Genomic DNA, 13,717 nt, shown 5'->3' with positions numbered 1-13,717 from the left:
ATACATGTAAAGTGATTAATCTTCTATTTCGGTAACGCGAAGGGTGTTTACCATACCCTTTTCTATAACCGGCATTGCGGCAAGGTTTATCAGCATATCGCCTTTCTCTACATAACCTTTTTGTTTGGCTATGGCATTTACATCTTCAACGGTTTCATCGGTGCTAAGCATTTTGTCGTAATAAAATGCGTTAACACCCCATAGAAGGCTTAATTGCGCCAGTATATGCTTGTTACTTGTAAATACAAGTATATGCGCCTGTGGCCTCCATGCCGAGATTTGAAATGCAGTGTAACCGCTATTGGTTAATGTACTAATAGCTTTTGCTTTTATTACGTTAGCCATTTGCGCTGCGTGGTAGCATATAGATTTTGTTATAAAACGCTTGGTACGCACCTGTGGCGTATTTTGCGGCACATGGATAAGCGGGCTGTCTTCAACTGCTTCAATTATCTGTGTCATTTTTTCGATAACCTGTACCGGATAGTTTCCTACAGATGTTTCACCTGAAAGCATTACCGCATCGGCCCCATCCAGCACCGAGTTGGCTACGTCGTTAACCTCTGCCCTTGTAGGGGTAAGGCTGGTAATCATGGTTTCCATCATTTGCGTGGCGATAATAACCGGTATGCGGGCCGTTTTAGCACGGTTAACCAGCTTCTTTTGTATAAGCGGAACTTCCTGCGCCGGCACTTCAACACCCAAGTCACCACGGGCAACCATAAGTCCGTCGCAAAAGGCAACAATCTTATCTATATTCTCTACCGCTTCCGGCTTTTCAATTTTAGCAACAATAGGAATTTTATGGTTGCTGTGTTCTTTTATAAGATCCTGAAGCTCTTCGAGGTCTTTTGGCGTACGCACAAACGAAAGTGCTATCCAGTCCACATCTTCCTTAACGGCAAAAATAGCATCCTTAACATCTTTCTTGGTAAGTGCAGGCAATGATACTTTTGTATTAGGCAGGTTTACCCCTTTTTTAGATTTTAAAGGCCCGCCCTGTACTACAACAGCTTTAACCTCACTAACCCTGTCTGTTTCCAGTACTTCAAAAATCAGCTTACCGTCATCAAGCAATATCCTTTCGCCTGGGTTAACATCGTTAGGAAACTCTTTATAGTTCATGTAAACCCTTTCTTTCGTACCTGGTATATCTTCGGCAGTGGTAAAGGTTATTATATCTCCGGGAGCTACTACTACATCTTCTTTCATTACGCCTACACGCAGCTTAGGCCCCTGCAGGTCGGCCAGTATTGCCGTATTGTAGCCAAACTCTTCATTCAGTCCCCTTATGATGCGTATACGTTCGCTTACATCGGTATAATCAGCATGCGAAAAGTTAATCCTGAATACGTTTACACCGGCATCTATCATATCCTTAATCACCTCTCTGGTGCTGCAGGCAGGGCCAAGTGTAGCTACAATTTTGGTTTTCTTTCTTGTCGGCATTCTATTAAAATATTAAATTATTTTTAGACTTCAGTTTCTCATGGCCTATGATATAGGCAGTGGTAATGTGCTTTATGCCCAGCAGTGCTGCTGTAAGAACCGACGGGGCAAAAAAAGAAGGTGTATTTTCTACTTTAAGTATATAATCCACCTTTTTTAATTCCGGCAACAGGTAAATGCCCGATGCCATATCCGGTAATGTATCTGCAAATAGTGGGGCGGCGCTTACATTGGCCACAACCCTGCTGTTGCGGTTTTTAATCAGGTTATAAACAGCGCCAGTGTCGTGGTCTTCAAAAATAAACCGGGAAAAACAGCCTTCGCCCTCTTTGGTTTTAATGCTGACATCTTTGGGGCACTTTTCCAGCAACAGACGGAGGTTTTGGTTTATGAAATAGGCAAGCCTGTAATCTTCGAGTGAAGAATGTATGGCAAACAATTCATAATCAATTGTTACAAAGTCGTCTAATTGGAGTTTGTGAACAGCCATTTATACCCAAATAAGCCGTAAATATAGCCATTAAAAATCAGAATAAACAGCCAGCCGGTTAAGTTTACGATAAATTAATCACGAAAACGTTTTAGCTGATTATTATATTCATTTACTTTTTGTTAATTTTTTCCTGAAATGCGAAATAAGCACGTTGGGCGGCTTTTTCTTCGGCTTTCTTTTTAGAAGTTGCCCTTGCCTTGGCAATAATTTTGCCGTCTATTTTAAGCCTTACGCCAAAATACTTCTGGCCTTCCACCCCGTTATCTTCATATATCTCAAAATTGAATTTCTTCTTTTCCTTCTGGCACCACTCTATCAAAAGGCTCTTGTAGCTTATTACCTTGCCTTCAAGCCTTGGTATATCAACATAAGGCGTAATAACTTTTTTATAGATAAATTTTTCGCAATAGGTAAAGCCCTTATCCAGATAAATAGCCCCGATAAAAGCCTCAAAGAGGTTACCGTGAATGTTTTCCCCAAAATGCTGCGATGACACCTTGCTTTCTACCCACTTGATAAGGTTAAGGTCGCGGCCCAATTCATTAAGGTGTTCGCGGCTTACAATTTTAGAACGCATTTTGGTAAGGTAACCTTCATCACCCGCAGGAGCTTCTGTAAAAAGGTGTGCAGCTATAACAGAGCCAAGCATAGCATCACCCAAAAACTCCAACCTTTCATAGTTAAGGGGATTTCCGTGCTCATCTGTCTTGTTGCTTGAACGGTGTGTAAACGCCCTGCGGTAGTGCGCCAGGTTAACGGGATTGAAGCCAAGCAGTTTCTTCATTTCATCAAAAAAAATCCCGTCTTCCTCAGAAAGACGGGATGGTTTAAATATTTTTTTGATTATACCCATGCCGGCACAAGTAATTACATTTCAAGTTTTTTAACCAGAACGCAAGCGTTGTGGCCACCAAAGCCAAAGGTATTGCTCATTACCACTTTCATATCCCTTTTCTGTGCCTTGTTAAAGGTAAAGTTAAGCTTAGGGTCTATGTTCTCATCATCAGTAAAATGATTGATGGTAGGCGGTACTATACCATGTTTAATAGAAAGTATAGATGCAATAGCCTCTATAGCCCCGGCAGCACCCAAAAGGTGTCCCGTCATACTCTTGGTAGAGTTAAGGTTAAGGTTGTAGGCATGTTCGCCAAATACCTCTATGATGGCTTTACTTTCGGCAATGTCGCCAAGCGGGGTAGATGTACCGTGCATGTTTACACCATCTACATCTTCCGGCTTAAGGCCTGCATCACGAAGGCAGTTAATCATTACATTTCTTGCCCCAAGCCCTTCCGGGTGCGGCGCAGTTATATGGTGTGCATCGGCGCTCATTCCGCCTCCGCCTATTTCGCAGTATATAGTGGCTCCCCTTGCAACAGCGTGCTCATATTCTTCCAGTATAAGCGCTCCTGCACCTTCGCCAAGTACAAAGCCTTCACGGTCTTTATCCATAGGCCTGCTGGCTGTTTGCGGGTCGTCATTTCTTGTAGAAAGGGCATGCATGGCATTAAAGCCACCCATACCGGCTATGGTTACCGCTGCCTCGCTACCGCCGGTTACCATTACATCTGCATGGCCCAGGCGTATGTAGTTAAAAGCATCTATAAGTGCATTTGTAGAAGATGCACAGGCCGAAACCGTAGTAAAGTTTGGCCCCCTGAAACCGTATTTAATAGAAATATGGCCACCTGCAATATCGGCAATCATCTTCGGTATAAAGAAAGGATTGAATTTTGGCGTGCCGTTTCCGTTGGCAAAATTCATTACCTCTTCCTGAAAGGTTTCCAACCCCCCTATACCTGAGCCCCATATTACGCCAACCCTGTCCTTATCCAGCTTGTCAAAATCAAAAGCGGCATCTTTAACAGCTTCATCTGTGGCAACAAGGGCATACTGAGCATAGCGGTCCATCTTCCTTGCCTCTTTTCTGTCTATAAAATCTTCAGCATTGAAATTCTTTACTTCGCAGGCAAACTTTGTTTTGAAGTTAGTCGTATCAAAGTATGTAATAGGGGCTGCGCCGCTCTTACCGTTAATCAGGCCATCCCAGTACTCCTGCACCGTGTTACCTATAGGGGTAAGCGCTCCCAGGCCTGTTACTACAACTCTTCTTAATGTCATAAAGATATTTTTATAGTTTCTGTTTATAGAACAATACCCATGCATTCTTTTCGTGTATGTTAAGAAACATGGGCATTGATAATATTTTCAAAGACTGTTTTTTTATGTAAAAGCCGTCCGTCTGTTTAAAAAGCGATTGCCAGAACCAATAAAACAATAACATCCATGCAACGTAATGGTTTACATGGATGCTACGTATTTATTACTTTTTTGCTTCTTCTATGTAAGAAATAGCCTGACCAACAGTAGAGATATTCTCAGCCTGATCGTCCGGAATCTGAATATCGAATTCCTTCTCAAATTCCATGATAAGCTCAACAGTGTCCAGTGAATCTGCTCCTAAATCGTTTGTGAAGCTTGCCTCTGCAACCACTTCGTTTTCGTCAACACCTAATTTGTCTACGATAATCGCTTTTACTCTTGATGCAATGTCTGACATAATCTTTAATTTTAGAATTTAAATTGAATGGCAAAAATAAAAAACTTTATTTTAAAACCGCGTTTTCCCAAAAAAATGTGAGCACTAAAATAGAAAATTAATTTTATAAATACGCGAAAAGGGTGTTATTTTGCAGGATAAAATTTGTGGCAACGCCCTTATAAAACCACCTCTCTGAATGAAAAATATTATAGTTTTTGCGTCCGGCGGCGGCAGTAATGCCCAAAAGATAATGGAGTATGCCCGGCAGGAGAAAGCTTATAATATAGCTGCGATATTTAGCAATAACAGCAACGCGGGCGTACTGCAAAAAGCATTAGAGTATAATGTGCCAACGGTTGTATTTACAAGGGAAGACATGGAAAACGGCAGCTTGCTGAGTAAGGTGCAACAGCACAACCCCGACCTTATAGTGCTTGCCGGTTTTTTATGGAAATTTCCCGCAGATATTATTGAAGCCTACCCTAACAGGGTTATAAATATACACCCTGCCCTGCTGCCTGCCTATGGCGGCAAAGGTATGTATGGCATGCATGTGCACCGTGCAGTGCATACTAATAAAGAGAGAGAAAGCGGCATAACCGTGCATTTTGTAAACAATAATTATGATGAGGGCAACATAATACTACAGGAAAAAGTAGTGATTGAAGAGTGCCTTTCTCCCGAAGAAGTAGCAGTAAAGGTACTGGAGCTGGAGCACGAGCATCTGCCAAGGGTTATAGAAAAGCTGCTAAACAATTTGAAAATTTGAAAATGTAGCAATTTGAAAATGCCTGCCAATCTTCAATCTTTAAATCTTTAAATCATAAATAAAATGCCCCATACCGTTCACCTTTATACTGATGGCGCTGCCAAAGGAAATCCCGGGCCTGGTGGCTATGGGGTAGTACTCGAACAGGTGGGCACCGGTTACCGTAAAGAATTTTATGAAGGCTTCAGGCTTACCACTAATAACCGTATGGAACTGCTTGCCGTAATTGTCGGGCTTGAAAAGCTGAAGAATCCCGGCACCGAGGTACTCGTGGTGAGCGACAGCAAGTATGTGGTAGATGCCGTTAGTAAAGGCTGGGTTTTCGGATGGGAGAAAAAAGGCTTTAAAGACAAAAAGAACCCCGACCTGTGGCAGCGTTTCCTTAAAATTTACCGAAAGCATAAGGTAGATTTTAAATGGGTTAAAGGCCACAACAACCATCCGCAAAACGAGCGCTGCGACCAGCTTGCCGTATTTGCCTCCTCACAGCCTAACCTTAACGTAGATGCATGGTATGAGCAGCAGGGCGACAAGCTGCTGTAAAACCCCTTTTAATACTCCGCAAACTAATTGTACCTTTGCTGTTTTATAACACACTATACTACAGCTATGCTTGAAGATAAAAACCAGCAACGCACCAGCCTTGCCAGCCTTGGCGAGTTCGGTCTTATAGAGCACCTTACAAAGAACATTAAAACAAAGCAGCCCTCTACCGCAAAAGGTATTGGCGATGATGCTGCCGTACTCGATTTTAAAGGTAAAAAAACAGTGGTTTCTACTGATATGCTGGTAGAAGGCGTGCATTTCGACCTTTCGTATATGCCGTTGAAACACTTGGGCTATAAAGCCGTAGTGGTTAACATAAGTGACATTTGTGCCATGAACGCAATCCCTACACAAATAACCATATCTATTGCGGTATCTAACCGTTTTCCGCTTGAGGCTTTAGAGGAGCTGTATGAAGGGATGCGTCTTGCCGCACAAGTGTATGATGTGGATATTATTGGCGGTGACACCACCTCTTCGCAAAAAGGGATGATAATAAGCATAACAGCCATAGGCCAGGCAGACGAGGAAGAGCTTACTTACCGCAACGGGGCAGGCAATACCGACCTGCTGGTGGTAACCGGAGATGTTGGTGCCGCTTATATGGGCCTGCAGGTACTGGAGCGTGAAAGAGAGGTTTTTAAAGTAAACCCGCAAAACCAGCCCGACCTTGATGCCTACACCTATCTTATAGAGAGGCAACTTAAGCCTGAGGCGCGTAAGGATATAAAAGAGATACTGAAAGGACTTGAGATAAAGCCTACGGCAATGATAGATGTATCTGACGGGTTATCGTCAGAGATTCTACACCTGTGCAAACAAAGCGGTGTGGGGTGTAACCTGTATGAAGAGAAAATTCCGGTTGACCCTCAGCTGATAAGCAGTTGCGAAGAATTTAATATAGATATTACTACCGTAGCTATTAACGGCGGGGAAGATTATGAGCTGCTGTTTACCGTTAAGATTGAAGATTATGATAAGCTGAAGCACAACCCTAACTTTACCGTTATAGGGCACATGACACAGGAAAGCGAAGGCATGCACCTTGTAACCCGTGCCAACACTAAAATACCTTTAAAGGCCAGGGGCTGGAATGCCATGCAGGAAGAAGAGTAAAAACACCTATACAGATAATAAAAAATGCCGTGCAACAGCACGGCATTTTTTATTTATTGCGGATCTTTCATCTTAAAAGTTTCCATAAACTTAGTGGTATAGTTACCGGCAATATAATCCGGCTCATCCATAAGCTGGCGGTGGAAAGGTATAGTGGTTTTAATACCCTCTATAACAAATTCATCAAGCGCACGCCTCATTTTGCTTATAGCCTCTTCCCTTGTCTGTGCAGTGGTAATAAGCTTTGCAATCATAGAGTCGTAGTTTGGCGGTATGGTATAGCCGCTGTAAACATGCGTATCAAGCCTTACACCGTGCCCGCCCGGCATGTGCAGGGTAGTAATTTTACCCGGAGAAGGGCGGAAATCATTATACGGGTCTTCCGCATTAATACGGCACTCTATAGAGTGTAACTGCGGCAGGTAATTTTTACCCGAAATAGGCACACCGGCAGCTACTAAAATCTGCTCGCGTATCAGGTCATAATCTATTACCTGCTCGGTAATAGGGTGCTCTACCTGGATACGGGTGTTCATCTCCATAAAGTAAAAATTCCTGTGCTTGTCAACCAAAAACTCTACTGTACCTGCGCCTTCATATTGAATAAACTCGGCAGCTTTAACGGCGGCCTCACCCATTTTTTCACGCAGCTCATCCGTCATAAACGGAGAAGGTGTTTCTTCTGTAAGCTTCTGGTGGCGGCGCTGTACAGAGCAGTCGCGCTCACTAAGGTGGCATGCCTTACCAAATGAGTCGCCTACAACCTGAATTTCGATATGGCGTGGCTCTTCAATAAGTTTTTCCATATACATCCCGTCGTTACCAAACGAAGCCGCAGCTTCCTGCTTAGCACTCTCCCATGCTTTTTTAAGGTCTTCCTGCTTCCAAACGGCACGCATACCCTTACCACCACCACCGGCAGTAGCTTTAAGCATTACAGGGTAGCCAAACTCTTTGGCAAGCTTTTCGGCATGCTCGTACGAATCTAAAAGCCCGTCAGAACCCGGTACACAAGGTACTCCGGCAGCCTTCATGGTAGCTTTGGCAGTAGCCTTGTCACCCATTTTCTCAATCATTTCAGGAGAGGCACCAATAAACTTGATACCGTGCTCACCGCATATTTTAGAGAACTTGGCGTTTTCCGAAAGGAAACCGTAACCCGGGTGTATGGCATCGGCATTAGTAATTTCTGCCGCTGCTATAATATTACTCATTTTCAGGTAAGAAAGGTTGCTGGCAGGCGGGCCTATACATACGGCCTCGTCAGCAAAGCGCACGTGAAGGCTCTCTGCATCGGCAGTAGAGTAAACCGCAACGGTTTTAATACCCATCTCCCTGCAGGTCCTTATTACACGCAGGGCTATCTCACCCCTGTTTGCTATCAGTATTTTTTTAAACATCGCTTTTAAATTTTAAATGATGAATTTTAAATTTTAAATCATTTTAAAGGCTTAAATAAGCATCTAAAATTTAACATTTAAAACAATTAGCTTAAGATGGATCTACAAGGAATAATGGCTGATCGAACTCTACAGGAGAGGCGTCATCTACCAGTACCTTAACTATTTTGCCCGATACCTCAGATTCTATTTCGTTGAATAACTTCATAGCTTCTATAACACACACTACATCTCCTTTAGATATTGTGCTGCCTACCTCTACAAACGGAGCTTTATCCGGAGAAGGCTTTCTGTATAGTGTACCAATTATAGGCGACTTAATAGTTACATATTTAGAAGATTCATCGGCGGCAGGGGCCTGTGCAGGAGCTGATGCCGGGGCAGTTGGCGCTGCAGGCTGCGGTGCTGCCGCCTGTGGCAATGCCTGGCTTACCGGAATATGCTGAACATAGGTAGCTTCTGGTGTACCGCTATCTGTAACCGTTTTTATGGTGATCTTAAAATCATCCATTTCTAACTTTACTTCTGTAGCACCGGACTTCGCTACAAACTTGATTAGGTTTTGAATTTCTCTGATATCCATAATTTCCGAATTTTGTTTAGTTTGTTTATTTTTTATCGTACGCCCATTTCAGGTAAATAGAACCCCAAGTAAAGCCGCCGCCAAAGGAAGCAAATATAAGGTTATCGCCCTTTTTAAACAGGTTTTCGAAATCGTTAAGTAACAATGGAAGTGTGGCAGAAGTAGTGTTGCCATACTTTTCTATATTTACCAGCACTTTGTTCTCGTCTAAGTTCATGCGAGACGAAGTGGCATCTATAATCCTTTTGTTTGCCTGGTGCGAAATAAGCCAGTTTACATCATCCGATGTAAGGTTGTTGCGCTGCATTATTTTTTCGCTTATATCGGCCATATTGCTTACAGCATACTTAAATACTGTTTTGCCATCCTGAAAAACATAATGCTGTTTGTTGTCAACCGTTTCATGAGAAGCAGGCAGTAAAGAACCTCCCGCTTCAATTTTAAGGAACTCGCGGCCAATACCGTCGCTCCTTAATATCTCATCCTGAAGCCCAAATCCTTCTTCATTAGGCTCAAAAAGGACAGCGCCTGCGCCATCCCCAAAAATAATACAGGTTGCCCTGTCGGTATAATCTATAATAGACGACATTTTATCTGCACCTATTACTACTACTTTTTTGTAGCGCCCGCTCTGTATATAAGCCGCCGCAGTACTCATGCCATATAAAAAGCTTGAGCATGCAGCCTGCAGGTCATAACCAAATGCGTTAACAGCTCCAATCTGGGTGGCCACATATACGGCTGTTGAAGCAACAGGCATATCGGGTGTGGCGGTTGCCAGTATTACCATGTCAATTTCCTCAGGTTTAGTACCCGATTTTTCAAGCAGGTTTTCAGCCGCTTTTATGGCAAGGTAAGATGTACCCTTATCTTTATCTTTTAAAATCCGCCTTTCTTTTATACCGGTACGAGATGTTATCCACTCGTCGTTTGTGTCTACCATAGTTTCCAGCACCTGGTTAGAAAGCACAAAATCAGGCACGTATGCCCCAACGGCTGTAATTGCGGCTGTTATTTTACTCATATGATAAATAATTTCTGTTCAAACCGCACAGGTTTGAAAAGTGGTGGAAATTACAAAAAAATTTATAAAAGGGTTGCACACGGCAGCTTTAAAAATAAAGCAAATATCCCTTTAACAAAAAAACCCTCACTGTAGTGAGAGTTTTTCCTCAATTTTTTATACTGATTAGGCTACAGCTTCTGCCTTGTCTATAACAACCTGGCCCCTGTAGTACATTTTGCCTTCATGCCAGTAAGCCCTATGGTAAAGGTGAGCTTCTCCTGTTACAGGACAAGTAGCTATCTGAGGTACAGATGCTTTGTAGTGAGTCCTTCTCTTATCTCTTCTCGTTTTCGACGTTTTTCTCTTAGGATGTGCCATTTTACTATACTTATTTTATCCGTTTAAAAGTTTTTTTAATTCGTCCCAGCGGGGATCTGTATCATTATTTTTTTCTTCTTCCTCTTGTTTTGCCTTCGGGGCAAGCTCATTAAGCTTTTCTATAATCCCGGTATCAAGCGTACCGTCTTTAATTCCCGGATGCACACGTTTAGAAGGAACAGAAAGCACTATCATTTCATATACATACTGCGATACATCCACCTGGTATTCGCCATGCGGCAGTATCAGTATTTCATCATTCTCATCGTTAAACTCCTCGCCAAACTTAACCACTATATCCATCTTGCCTTTTATAGGCAGGTCAAAATTTTCGTTGCTAAGGTCGCACGGAACATTAACGGTGCCCTTGTGCTTAAAATGAAGCTCGAGCATGGTGCTTTGTTTCTCTAAAACCATGTTTACTTTGACATTGACATCGTTAAACTCATCAAAATCAAAGGCATCAAAGAACGTTTTATTTATATCAAACTCAAACTGGTGCTTACCCTGTTTTAATCCTGAAAAAGGGATTAAAAATTCTTTAGTCACTTTCATTTCGCCAGTTCTTTATGTGTTATCAATCCTGTTTTTTAACCTAATCAGCCGAAACTCATTTCGTTACAACAGTTTTGAGCGTGCAAAGATAAAAAATTATTGCAATTACAAACCTGTTATCAACATTTTTTTGTTTACAACTGTTTTTCTTTAATCTTTAGCGGGTTACTGCTGATTTCGCTGTACTGCTGCCTGTTATTAAAAATATCCAGCGCAAGGTAAAGCGCCTCCTGAAAAGAGGTATTGTCAGCCTGCCCCTTCCCTGCTATCTCATACGCCGTGCCATGATCGGGTGAGGTGCGTATGCCCGAAAGTCCTGCCGTATAATTTACACCTTTGCCAAAAGCCAGCGTTTTAAATGGTATAAGCCCCTGGTCGTGGTAGCCCGCAATAACGGCATCATACTTTTCATACTGTCCGCTGCCAAAAAAACTGTCGGCAGAAAACGGCCCGAAAACCAGTACACCCTCTTCAAACAGCCTGCCTAAAGCCGGTTTTATTATATCATCATCTTCCCTGCCAATAACCCCGTTATCGCCACTATGCGGGTTAAAGCCCAACACTGCGATTTTTGGCCTGTTAATGCAAAAATCCTGTGTAAGGGTTTTGTTGATGGTAAGTATCTTTTTACGGATGAGCTCTTCCGTTAGGTGAGAAGCCACTTCATTTACCGGGATATGGTCGGTGAGCAGCCCTACCCTTAAATTATCCTGAACCATCAGCATTAGCGCATCGCCTTCAAGTTCCTGGTCAAGGTAATCTGTATGGCCGGGGAATTTAAATTCTTCCGATTGTATGTTGTACTTGTTTATAGGTGCCGTAACCAGTACATCTATATGTTTTTCTTTTAGTGCGGTAACAGCCGTAGTGAAAGACAGTATGGCATATTTGCCCACTGTTTCATCATTCTTCCCAAATTCTATATTAACGCCTTCGCGCCAGATGTTAATCACATTAACCTTGCCCGGCACAACCTGGTCTATACTGTCTATACCGTGCAGGTTGCAGTTAATATTAAGTGCTTTTTTTATGAACGAAAGTATTTTTACGTTACCAAAAATTACAGGAGTGCAAAGCTCCAGCATCCGTGTGTCCTCAAATGTTTTCAGTATAACTTCGGCGCCAATCCCGTTAAGGTCGCCTATAGATATTCCTACAATTGCATTACCGTCTTTTCTTGTCATGATGCTGTTTAATTGCTACTTTTGAAGTTACAAATTTAATAAAAATAATCCGGCATGTTTACAGGAATAATAGAAACCTCTGGAACTATACAACAGATAGCGCGCGAGGGCGGCAATGTACATTTTACATTAAACTCTGCCATAACCCACGAACTGAAGATAGACCAGAGTGTGGCACACAATGGCGTTTGCCTTACTGTGGTTGCCATAAACAACAACAGCTACACCGTGACTGCAATACAGGAAACCTTAGATAAAACCAACCTTGGGCAATGGAAGGAAGGCGACATTGTTAACCTTGAACGTGCCATGAAACTGGGCGACAGGCTGGACGGGCATATAGTACAGGGGCATGTAGACCAAACCGGAGTGTGCAAAAGCGTAGAAGAGGCCAACGGAAGCTGGTATTTTACTTTTGAGTATGATACCAATGCCAATAACATTACTATTGAAAAAGGTTCTGTAACAGTTAATGGGGTTAGCCTGACAGTAGTGAACAGCAAAGATGGCGAGTTTAGCGTAGCCATTATACCTTATACTTATGAGCACACCAATTTTAAACACATACAACCCGGCAGCATAGTAAACCTTGAATTTGATGTAGTGGGTAAATATGTGGCAAGGCTGCACAACCTGCGTAAATAATTGTAATTATACATATAAAAAAGGCTGCCGTATGGCAGCCTTTTTTGCTTATTAGGGTTTATCGTTTTAACGAGAAGTGCGACTTGAACTCGAACTGTCGTACATTAATATCCTCTTCCATCTCAGGTTCATTAGTGTCAGGATCTATAACTATCTGGTCGTTTTCATCTAAAACAGGTACCATAGTGATTACAGTCTCTTCATAGGTTACACTGAACCAGTAGTCATCCGCAGGCAGCGGGCTTCCATTGAAGGTACCGTCCCATCCCCTGCTCTGCGAGCTGATCTGCTTGATGAGCTTGCCGTAGCGGTCAAAGATATAGATAAGCGCATCGCCTTGTCCGCTCAGTCCGTAAATGTTCCAGTAGTCGTGATAACCATCTCCGTTAGGTGTAAAATACCTCGGGTAGTCTATTACGTTTACATCCGGTATTTCAAGAACAAATTGAGAACATGCGTTTTTATCCCTTACGCGCACCACATAAGGCTCGCTTCTTAGTATCACATTCGTGAATATGTTACTGTCCTGCCAAGGGCCATCGCCAAGCTGGTACTCATAGTCTCCGAAACCGTCAACTGTAATAGTTATAGTCTGGTTGTCGCTGAAAGCATTGCTTACTGCAAAACCGGTTCCTATAACAGTTGCAGGTCCGCTTTGTTCTACGGTTACCGGTGTTATAGGATCGCTGATACAGCCGAAGGCGTTGATGGCTTCTACAGTATAATTACCTGCTTCTGTTACTACATAGGTTGGCTCTGTGGCACCATCTATTACTACTCCGTCTTTATACCAGATAAAGGTATGGGTGGCATCAAGTCCGGTATCTAATGTTATGGTAGACAAAACCTCTCCTGTAACAAAATCCACACATATGGTACCACCTTCCAGTTGTGGCTCGGGCAGCTGCTCTACGTTCAGCTCTACGGTGGTGATGTCATAGCAACGGGTTATCGTTGTGGTGTTGGTCACCCTGATGTAGATGGTCTGCCCGTTTTCTACAGTGTTGGTGTAGGCGGTCGGGTCGGCTATCGGGTTGGTCTCGGTTGCGGC

The 13,717-nt window shown here is 42.9% G+C and carries 16 protein-coding genes; 4 read left to right on the top strand and 12 right to left on the bottom strand.

Annotation, left to right across the window (positions count from 1 at the left end; translation table 11 throughout):
- Positions 1 to 15: 15 nt before the first annotated feature.
- The 5 genes from pyk to KJK34_RS14535 all read right to left on the bottom strand — a co-directional run bounded on the left by pyk (position 16) and on the right by KJK34_RS14535 (position 4,502).
- Positions 16 to 1,449, bottom strand: a complete 1,434-nt coding sequence (gene pyk / locus KJK34_RS14555) for a pyruvate kinase (protein WP_223054626.1) — start codon at positions 1,447 to 1,449, stop codon at positions 16 to 18.
- A gap of 4 nt (positions 1,450 to 1,453) precedes the next feature.
- Entirely contained in the window at positions 1,454 to 1,939 is a 486-nt protein-coding gene (locus KJK34_RS14550) for an IPExxxVDY family protein (RefSeq protein WP_223054625.1), read from the bottom strand.
- Positions 1,940 to 2,051: 112 nt separating this feature from the next.
- The gene (gene rnc, locus KJK34_RS14545) at positions 2,052 to 2,795 is read right to left on the bottom strand and encodes a ribonuclease III (protein WP_223054624.1); all 744 of its coding nucleotides are present in this window, start codon (positions 2,793 to 2,795) and stop codon (positions 2,052 to 2,054) included.
- Positions 2,796 to 2,809: 14 nt separating this feature from the next.
- Positions 2,810 to 4,063, bottom strand: a complete 1,254-nt coding sequence (fabF, locus tag KJK34_RS14540) for a beta-ketoacyl-ACP synthase II (RefSeq protein WP_223054623.1) — start codon at positions 4,061 to 4,063, stop codon at positions 2,810 to 2,812.
- 202 nt (positions 4,064 to 4,265) lie between these two features.
- Positions 4,266 to 4,502, bottom strand: coding sequence for an acyl carrier protein (locus KJK34_RS14535; protein ID WP_188621718.1), 237 nt, complete (start codon positions 4,500 to 4,502; stop codon positions 4,266 to 4,268).
- A gap of 178 nt (positions 4,503 to 4,680) precedes the next feature.
- Between KJK34_RS14535 and purN the strand changes: the two genes are divergently transcribed.
- The 3 genes from purN to thiL all read left to right on the top strand — a co-directional run bounded on the left by purN (position 4,681) and on the right by thiL (position 6,915).
- Entirely contained in the window at positions 4,681 to 5,253 is a 573-nt protein-coding gene (purN, locus tag KJK34_RS14530; RefSeq protein WP_223054622.1) for a phosphoribosylglycinamide formyltransferase, read from the top strand.
- A 63-nt stretch (positions 5,254 to 5,316) separates the two neighbouring features.
- Positions 5,317 to 5,796, top strand: a complete 480-nt coding sequence (rnhA, locus tag KJK34_RS14525; RefSeq protein ID WP_223054621.1) for a ribonuclease HI — start codon at positions 5,317 to 5,319, stop codon at positions 5,794 to 5,796.
- A gap of 66 nt (positions 5,797 to 5,862) precedes the next feature.
- On the top strand, positions 5,863 to 6,915 hold the full coding sequence (thiL, locus tag KJK34_RS14520) for a thiamine-phosphate kinase (protein WP_223054620.1): 1,053 nt from the start codon (positions 5,863 to 5,865) through the stop codon (positions 6,913 to 6,915).
- A gap of 53 nt (positions 6,916 to 6,968) precedes the next feature.
- Here the strand turns inward: thiL and accC are convergent, their stop codons facing one another.
- The 6 genes from accC to pdxA form a co-directional block, all read right to left on the bottom strand.
- Positions 6,969 to 8,315, bottom strand: coding sequence for an acetyl-CoA carboxylase biotin carboxylase subunit (gene accC, locus KJK34_RS14515; protein WP_223054619.1), 1,347 nt, complete (start codon positions 8,313 to 8,315; stop codon positions 6,969 to 6,971).
- 91 nt (positions 8,316 to 8,406) lie between these two features.
- The gene (gene accB, locus KJK34_RS14510; RefSeq protein WP_223054618.1) at positions 8,407 to 8,898 is read right to left on the bottom strand and encodes an acetyl-CoA carboxylase biotin carboxyl carrier protein; all 492 of its coding nucleotides are present in this window, start codon (positions 8,896 to 8,898) and stop codon (positions 8,407 to 8,409) included.
- Between the two features lie 25 nt (positions 8,899 to 8,923).
- The gene (locus tag KJK34_RS14505; RefSeq protein ID WP_223054617.1) at positions 8,924 to 9,922 is read right to left on the bottom strand and encodes a beta-ketoacyl-ACP synthase III; all 999 of its coding nucleotides are present in this window, start codon (positions 9,920 to 9,922) and stop codon (positions 8,924 to 8,926) included.
- 165 nt (positions 9,923 to 10,087) lie between these two features.
- A complete protein-coding gene (rpmF, locus tag KJK34_RS14500; RefSeq protein WP_026993360.1) occupies positions 10,088 to 10,282 on the bottom strand; it encodes a 50S ribosomal protein L32 in 195 nt (64 codons plus the stop codon).
- A gap of 15 nt (positions 10,283 to 10,297) precedes the next feature.
- Positions 10,298 to 10,837 (bottom strand): YceD family protein, encoded by a 540-nt coding sequence (locus KJK34_RS14495; RefSeq protein ID WP_223054616.1) that lies wholly within the window; start codon positions 10,835 to 10,837, stop codon positions 10,298 to 10,300.
- A 134-nt stretch (positions 10,838 to 10,971) separates the two neighbouring features.
- Entirely contained in the window at positions 10,972 to 12,021 is a 1,050-nt protein-coding gene (gene pdxA, locus KJK34_RS14490) for a 4-hydroxythreonine-4-phosphate dehydrogenase PdxA (RefSeq protein WP_223054615.1), read from the bottom strand.
- Between the two features lie 54 nt (positions 12,022 to 12,075).
- Here pdxA and KJK34_RS14485 point away from each other — a divergent pair, with 54 nt between their 5' ends.
- The gene (locus KJK34_RS14485) at positions 12,076 to 12,666 is read left to right on the top strand and encodes a riboflavin synthase (protein ID WP_223054614.1); all 591 of its coding nucleotides are present in this window, start codon (positions 12,076 to 12,078) and stop codon (positions 12,664 to 12,666) included.
- Positions 12,667 to 12,724: 58 nt separating this feature from the next.
- On the opposite strand, the gene KJK34_RS14480 is transcribed toward KJK34_RS14485, so the two are convergent.
- Positions 12,725 to 13,717, bottom strand: a 993-nt coding sequence (locus tag KJK34_RS14480; RefSeq protein ID WP_223054613.1) for a T9SS type B sorting domain-containing protein, incomplete at its 5' end; no start/stop codon positions are given.

This window comes from Flavobacterium coralii (genome assembly GCF_019891545.1).
Taxonomy (GTDB): Bacteria; Bacteroidota; Bacteroidia; order Flavobacteriales; family Flavobacteriaceae; genus Flavobacterium; species Flavobacterium coralii.
The sequence above is the reverse complement of the archived record's forward strand: the minus strand, read 5'-3'. Positions and strand labels throughout refer to the sequence as shown.

What these genes read in the sequence shown, in the direction of transcription:
- pdxA (WP_223054615.1), bottom strand. Translation starts at nt 12,021, where the DNA reads ATGACAAGAAAAGACGGTAATGCAATTGTAGGAATATCTATAGGCGAC.
- fabF (WP_223054623.1), bottom strand. Translation starts at nt 4,063, where the DNA reads ATGACATTAAGAAGAGTTGTAGTAACAGGCCTGGGAGCGCTTACCCCT.
- accB (WP_223054618.1), bottom strand. Translation starts at nt 8,898, where the DNA reads ATGGATATCAGAGAAATTCAAAACCTAATCAAGTTTGTAGCGAAGTCC.
- rnhA (WP_223054621.1), top strand. Translation starts at nt 5,317, where the DNA reads ATGCCCCATACCGTTCACCTTTATACTGATGGCGCTGCCAAAGGAAAT.
- rpmF (WP_026993360.1), bottom strand. Translation starts at nt 10,282, where the DNA reads ATGGCACATCCTAAGAGAAAAACGTCGAAAACGAGAAGAGATAAGAGA.
- KJK34_RS14495 (WP_223054616.1), bottom strand. Translation starts at nt 10,837, where the DNA reads ATGAAAGTGACTAAAGAATTTTTAATCCCTTTTTCAGGATTAAAACAG.
- KJK34_RS14535 (WP_188621718.1), bottom strand. Translation starts at nt 4,502, where the DNA reads ATGTCAGACATTGCATCAAGAGTAAAAGCGATTATCGTAGACAAATTA.
- rnc (WP_223054624.1), bottom strand. Translation starts at nt 2,795, where the DNA reads ATGGGTATAATCAAAAAAATATTTAAACCATCCCGTCTTTCTGAGGAA.
- pyk (WP_223054626.1), bottom strand. Translation starts at nt 1,449, where the DNA reads ATGCCGACAAGAAAGAAAACCAAAATTGTAGCTACACTTGGCCCTGCC.
- purN (WP_223054622.1), top strand. Translation starts at nt 4,681, where the DNA reads ATGAAAAATATTATAGTTTTTGCGTCCGGCGGCGGCAGTAATGCCCAA.
- KJK34_RS14550 (WP_223054625.1), bottom strand. Translation starts at nt 1,939, where the DNA reads ATGGCTGTTCACAAACTCCAATTAGACGACTTTGTAACAATTGATTAT.
- KJK34_RS14505 (WP_223054617.1), bottom strand. Translation starts at nt 9,922, where the DNA reads ATGAGTAAAATAACAGCCGCAATTACAGCCGTTGGGGCATACGTGCCT.
- KJK34_RS14485 (WP_223054614.1), top strand. Translation starts at nt 12,076, where the DNA reads ATGTTTACAGGAATAATAGAAACCTCTGGAACTATACAACAGATAGCG.
- thiL (WP_223054620.1), top strand. Translation starts at nt 5,863, where the DNA reads ATGCTTGAAGATAAAAACCAGCAACGCACCAGCCTTGCCAGCCTTGGC.
- accC (WP_223054619.1), bottom strand. Translation starts at nt 8,315, where the DNA reads ATGTTTAAAAAAATACTGATAGCAAACAGGGGTGAGATAGCCCTGCGT.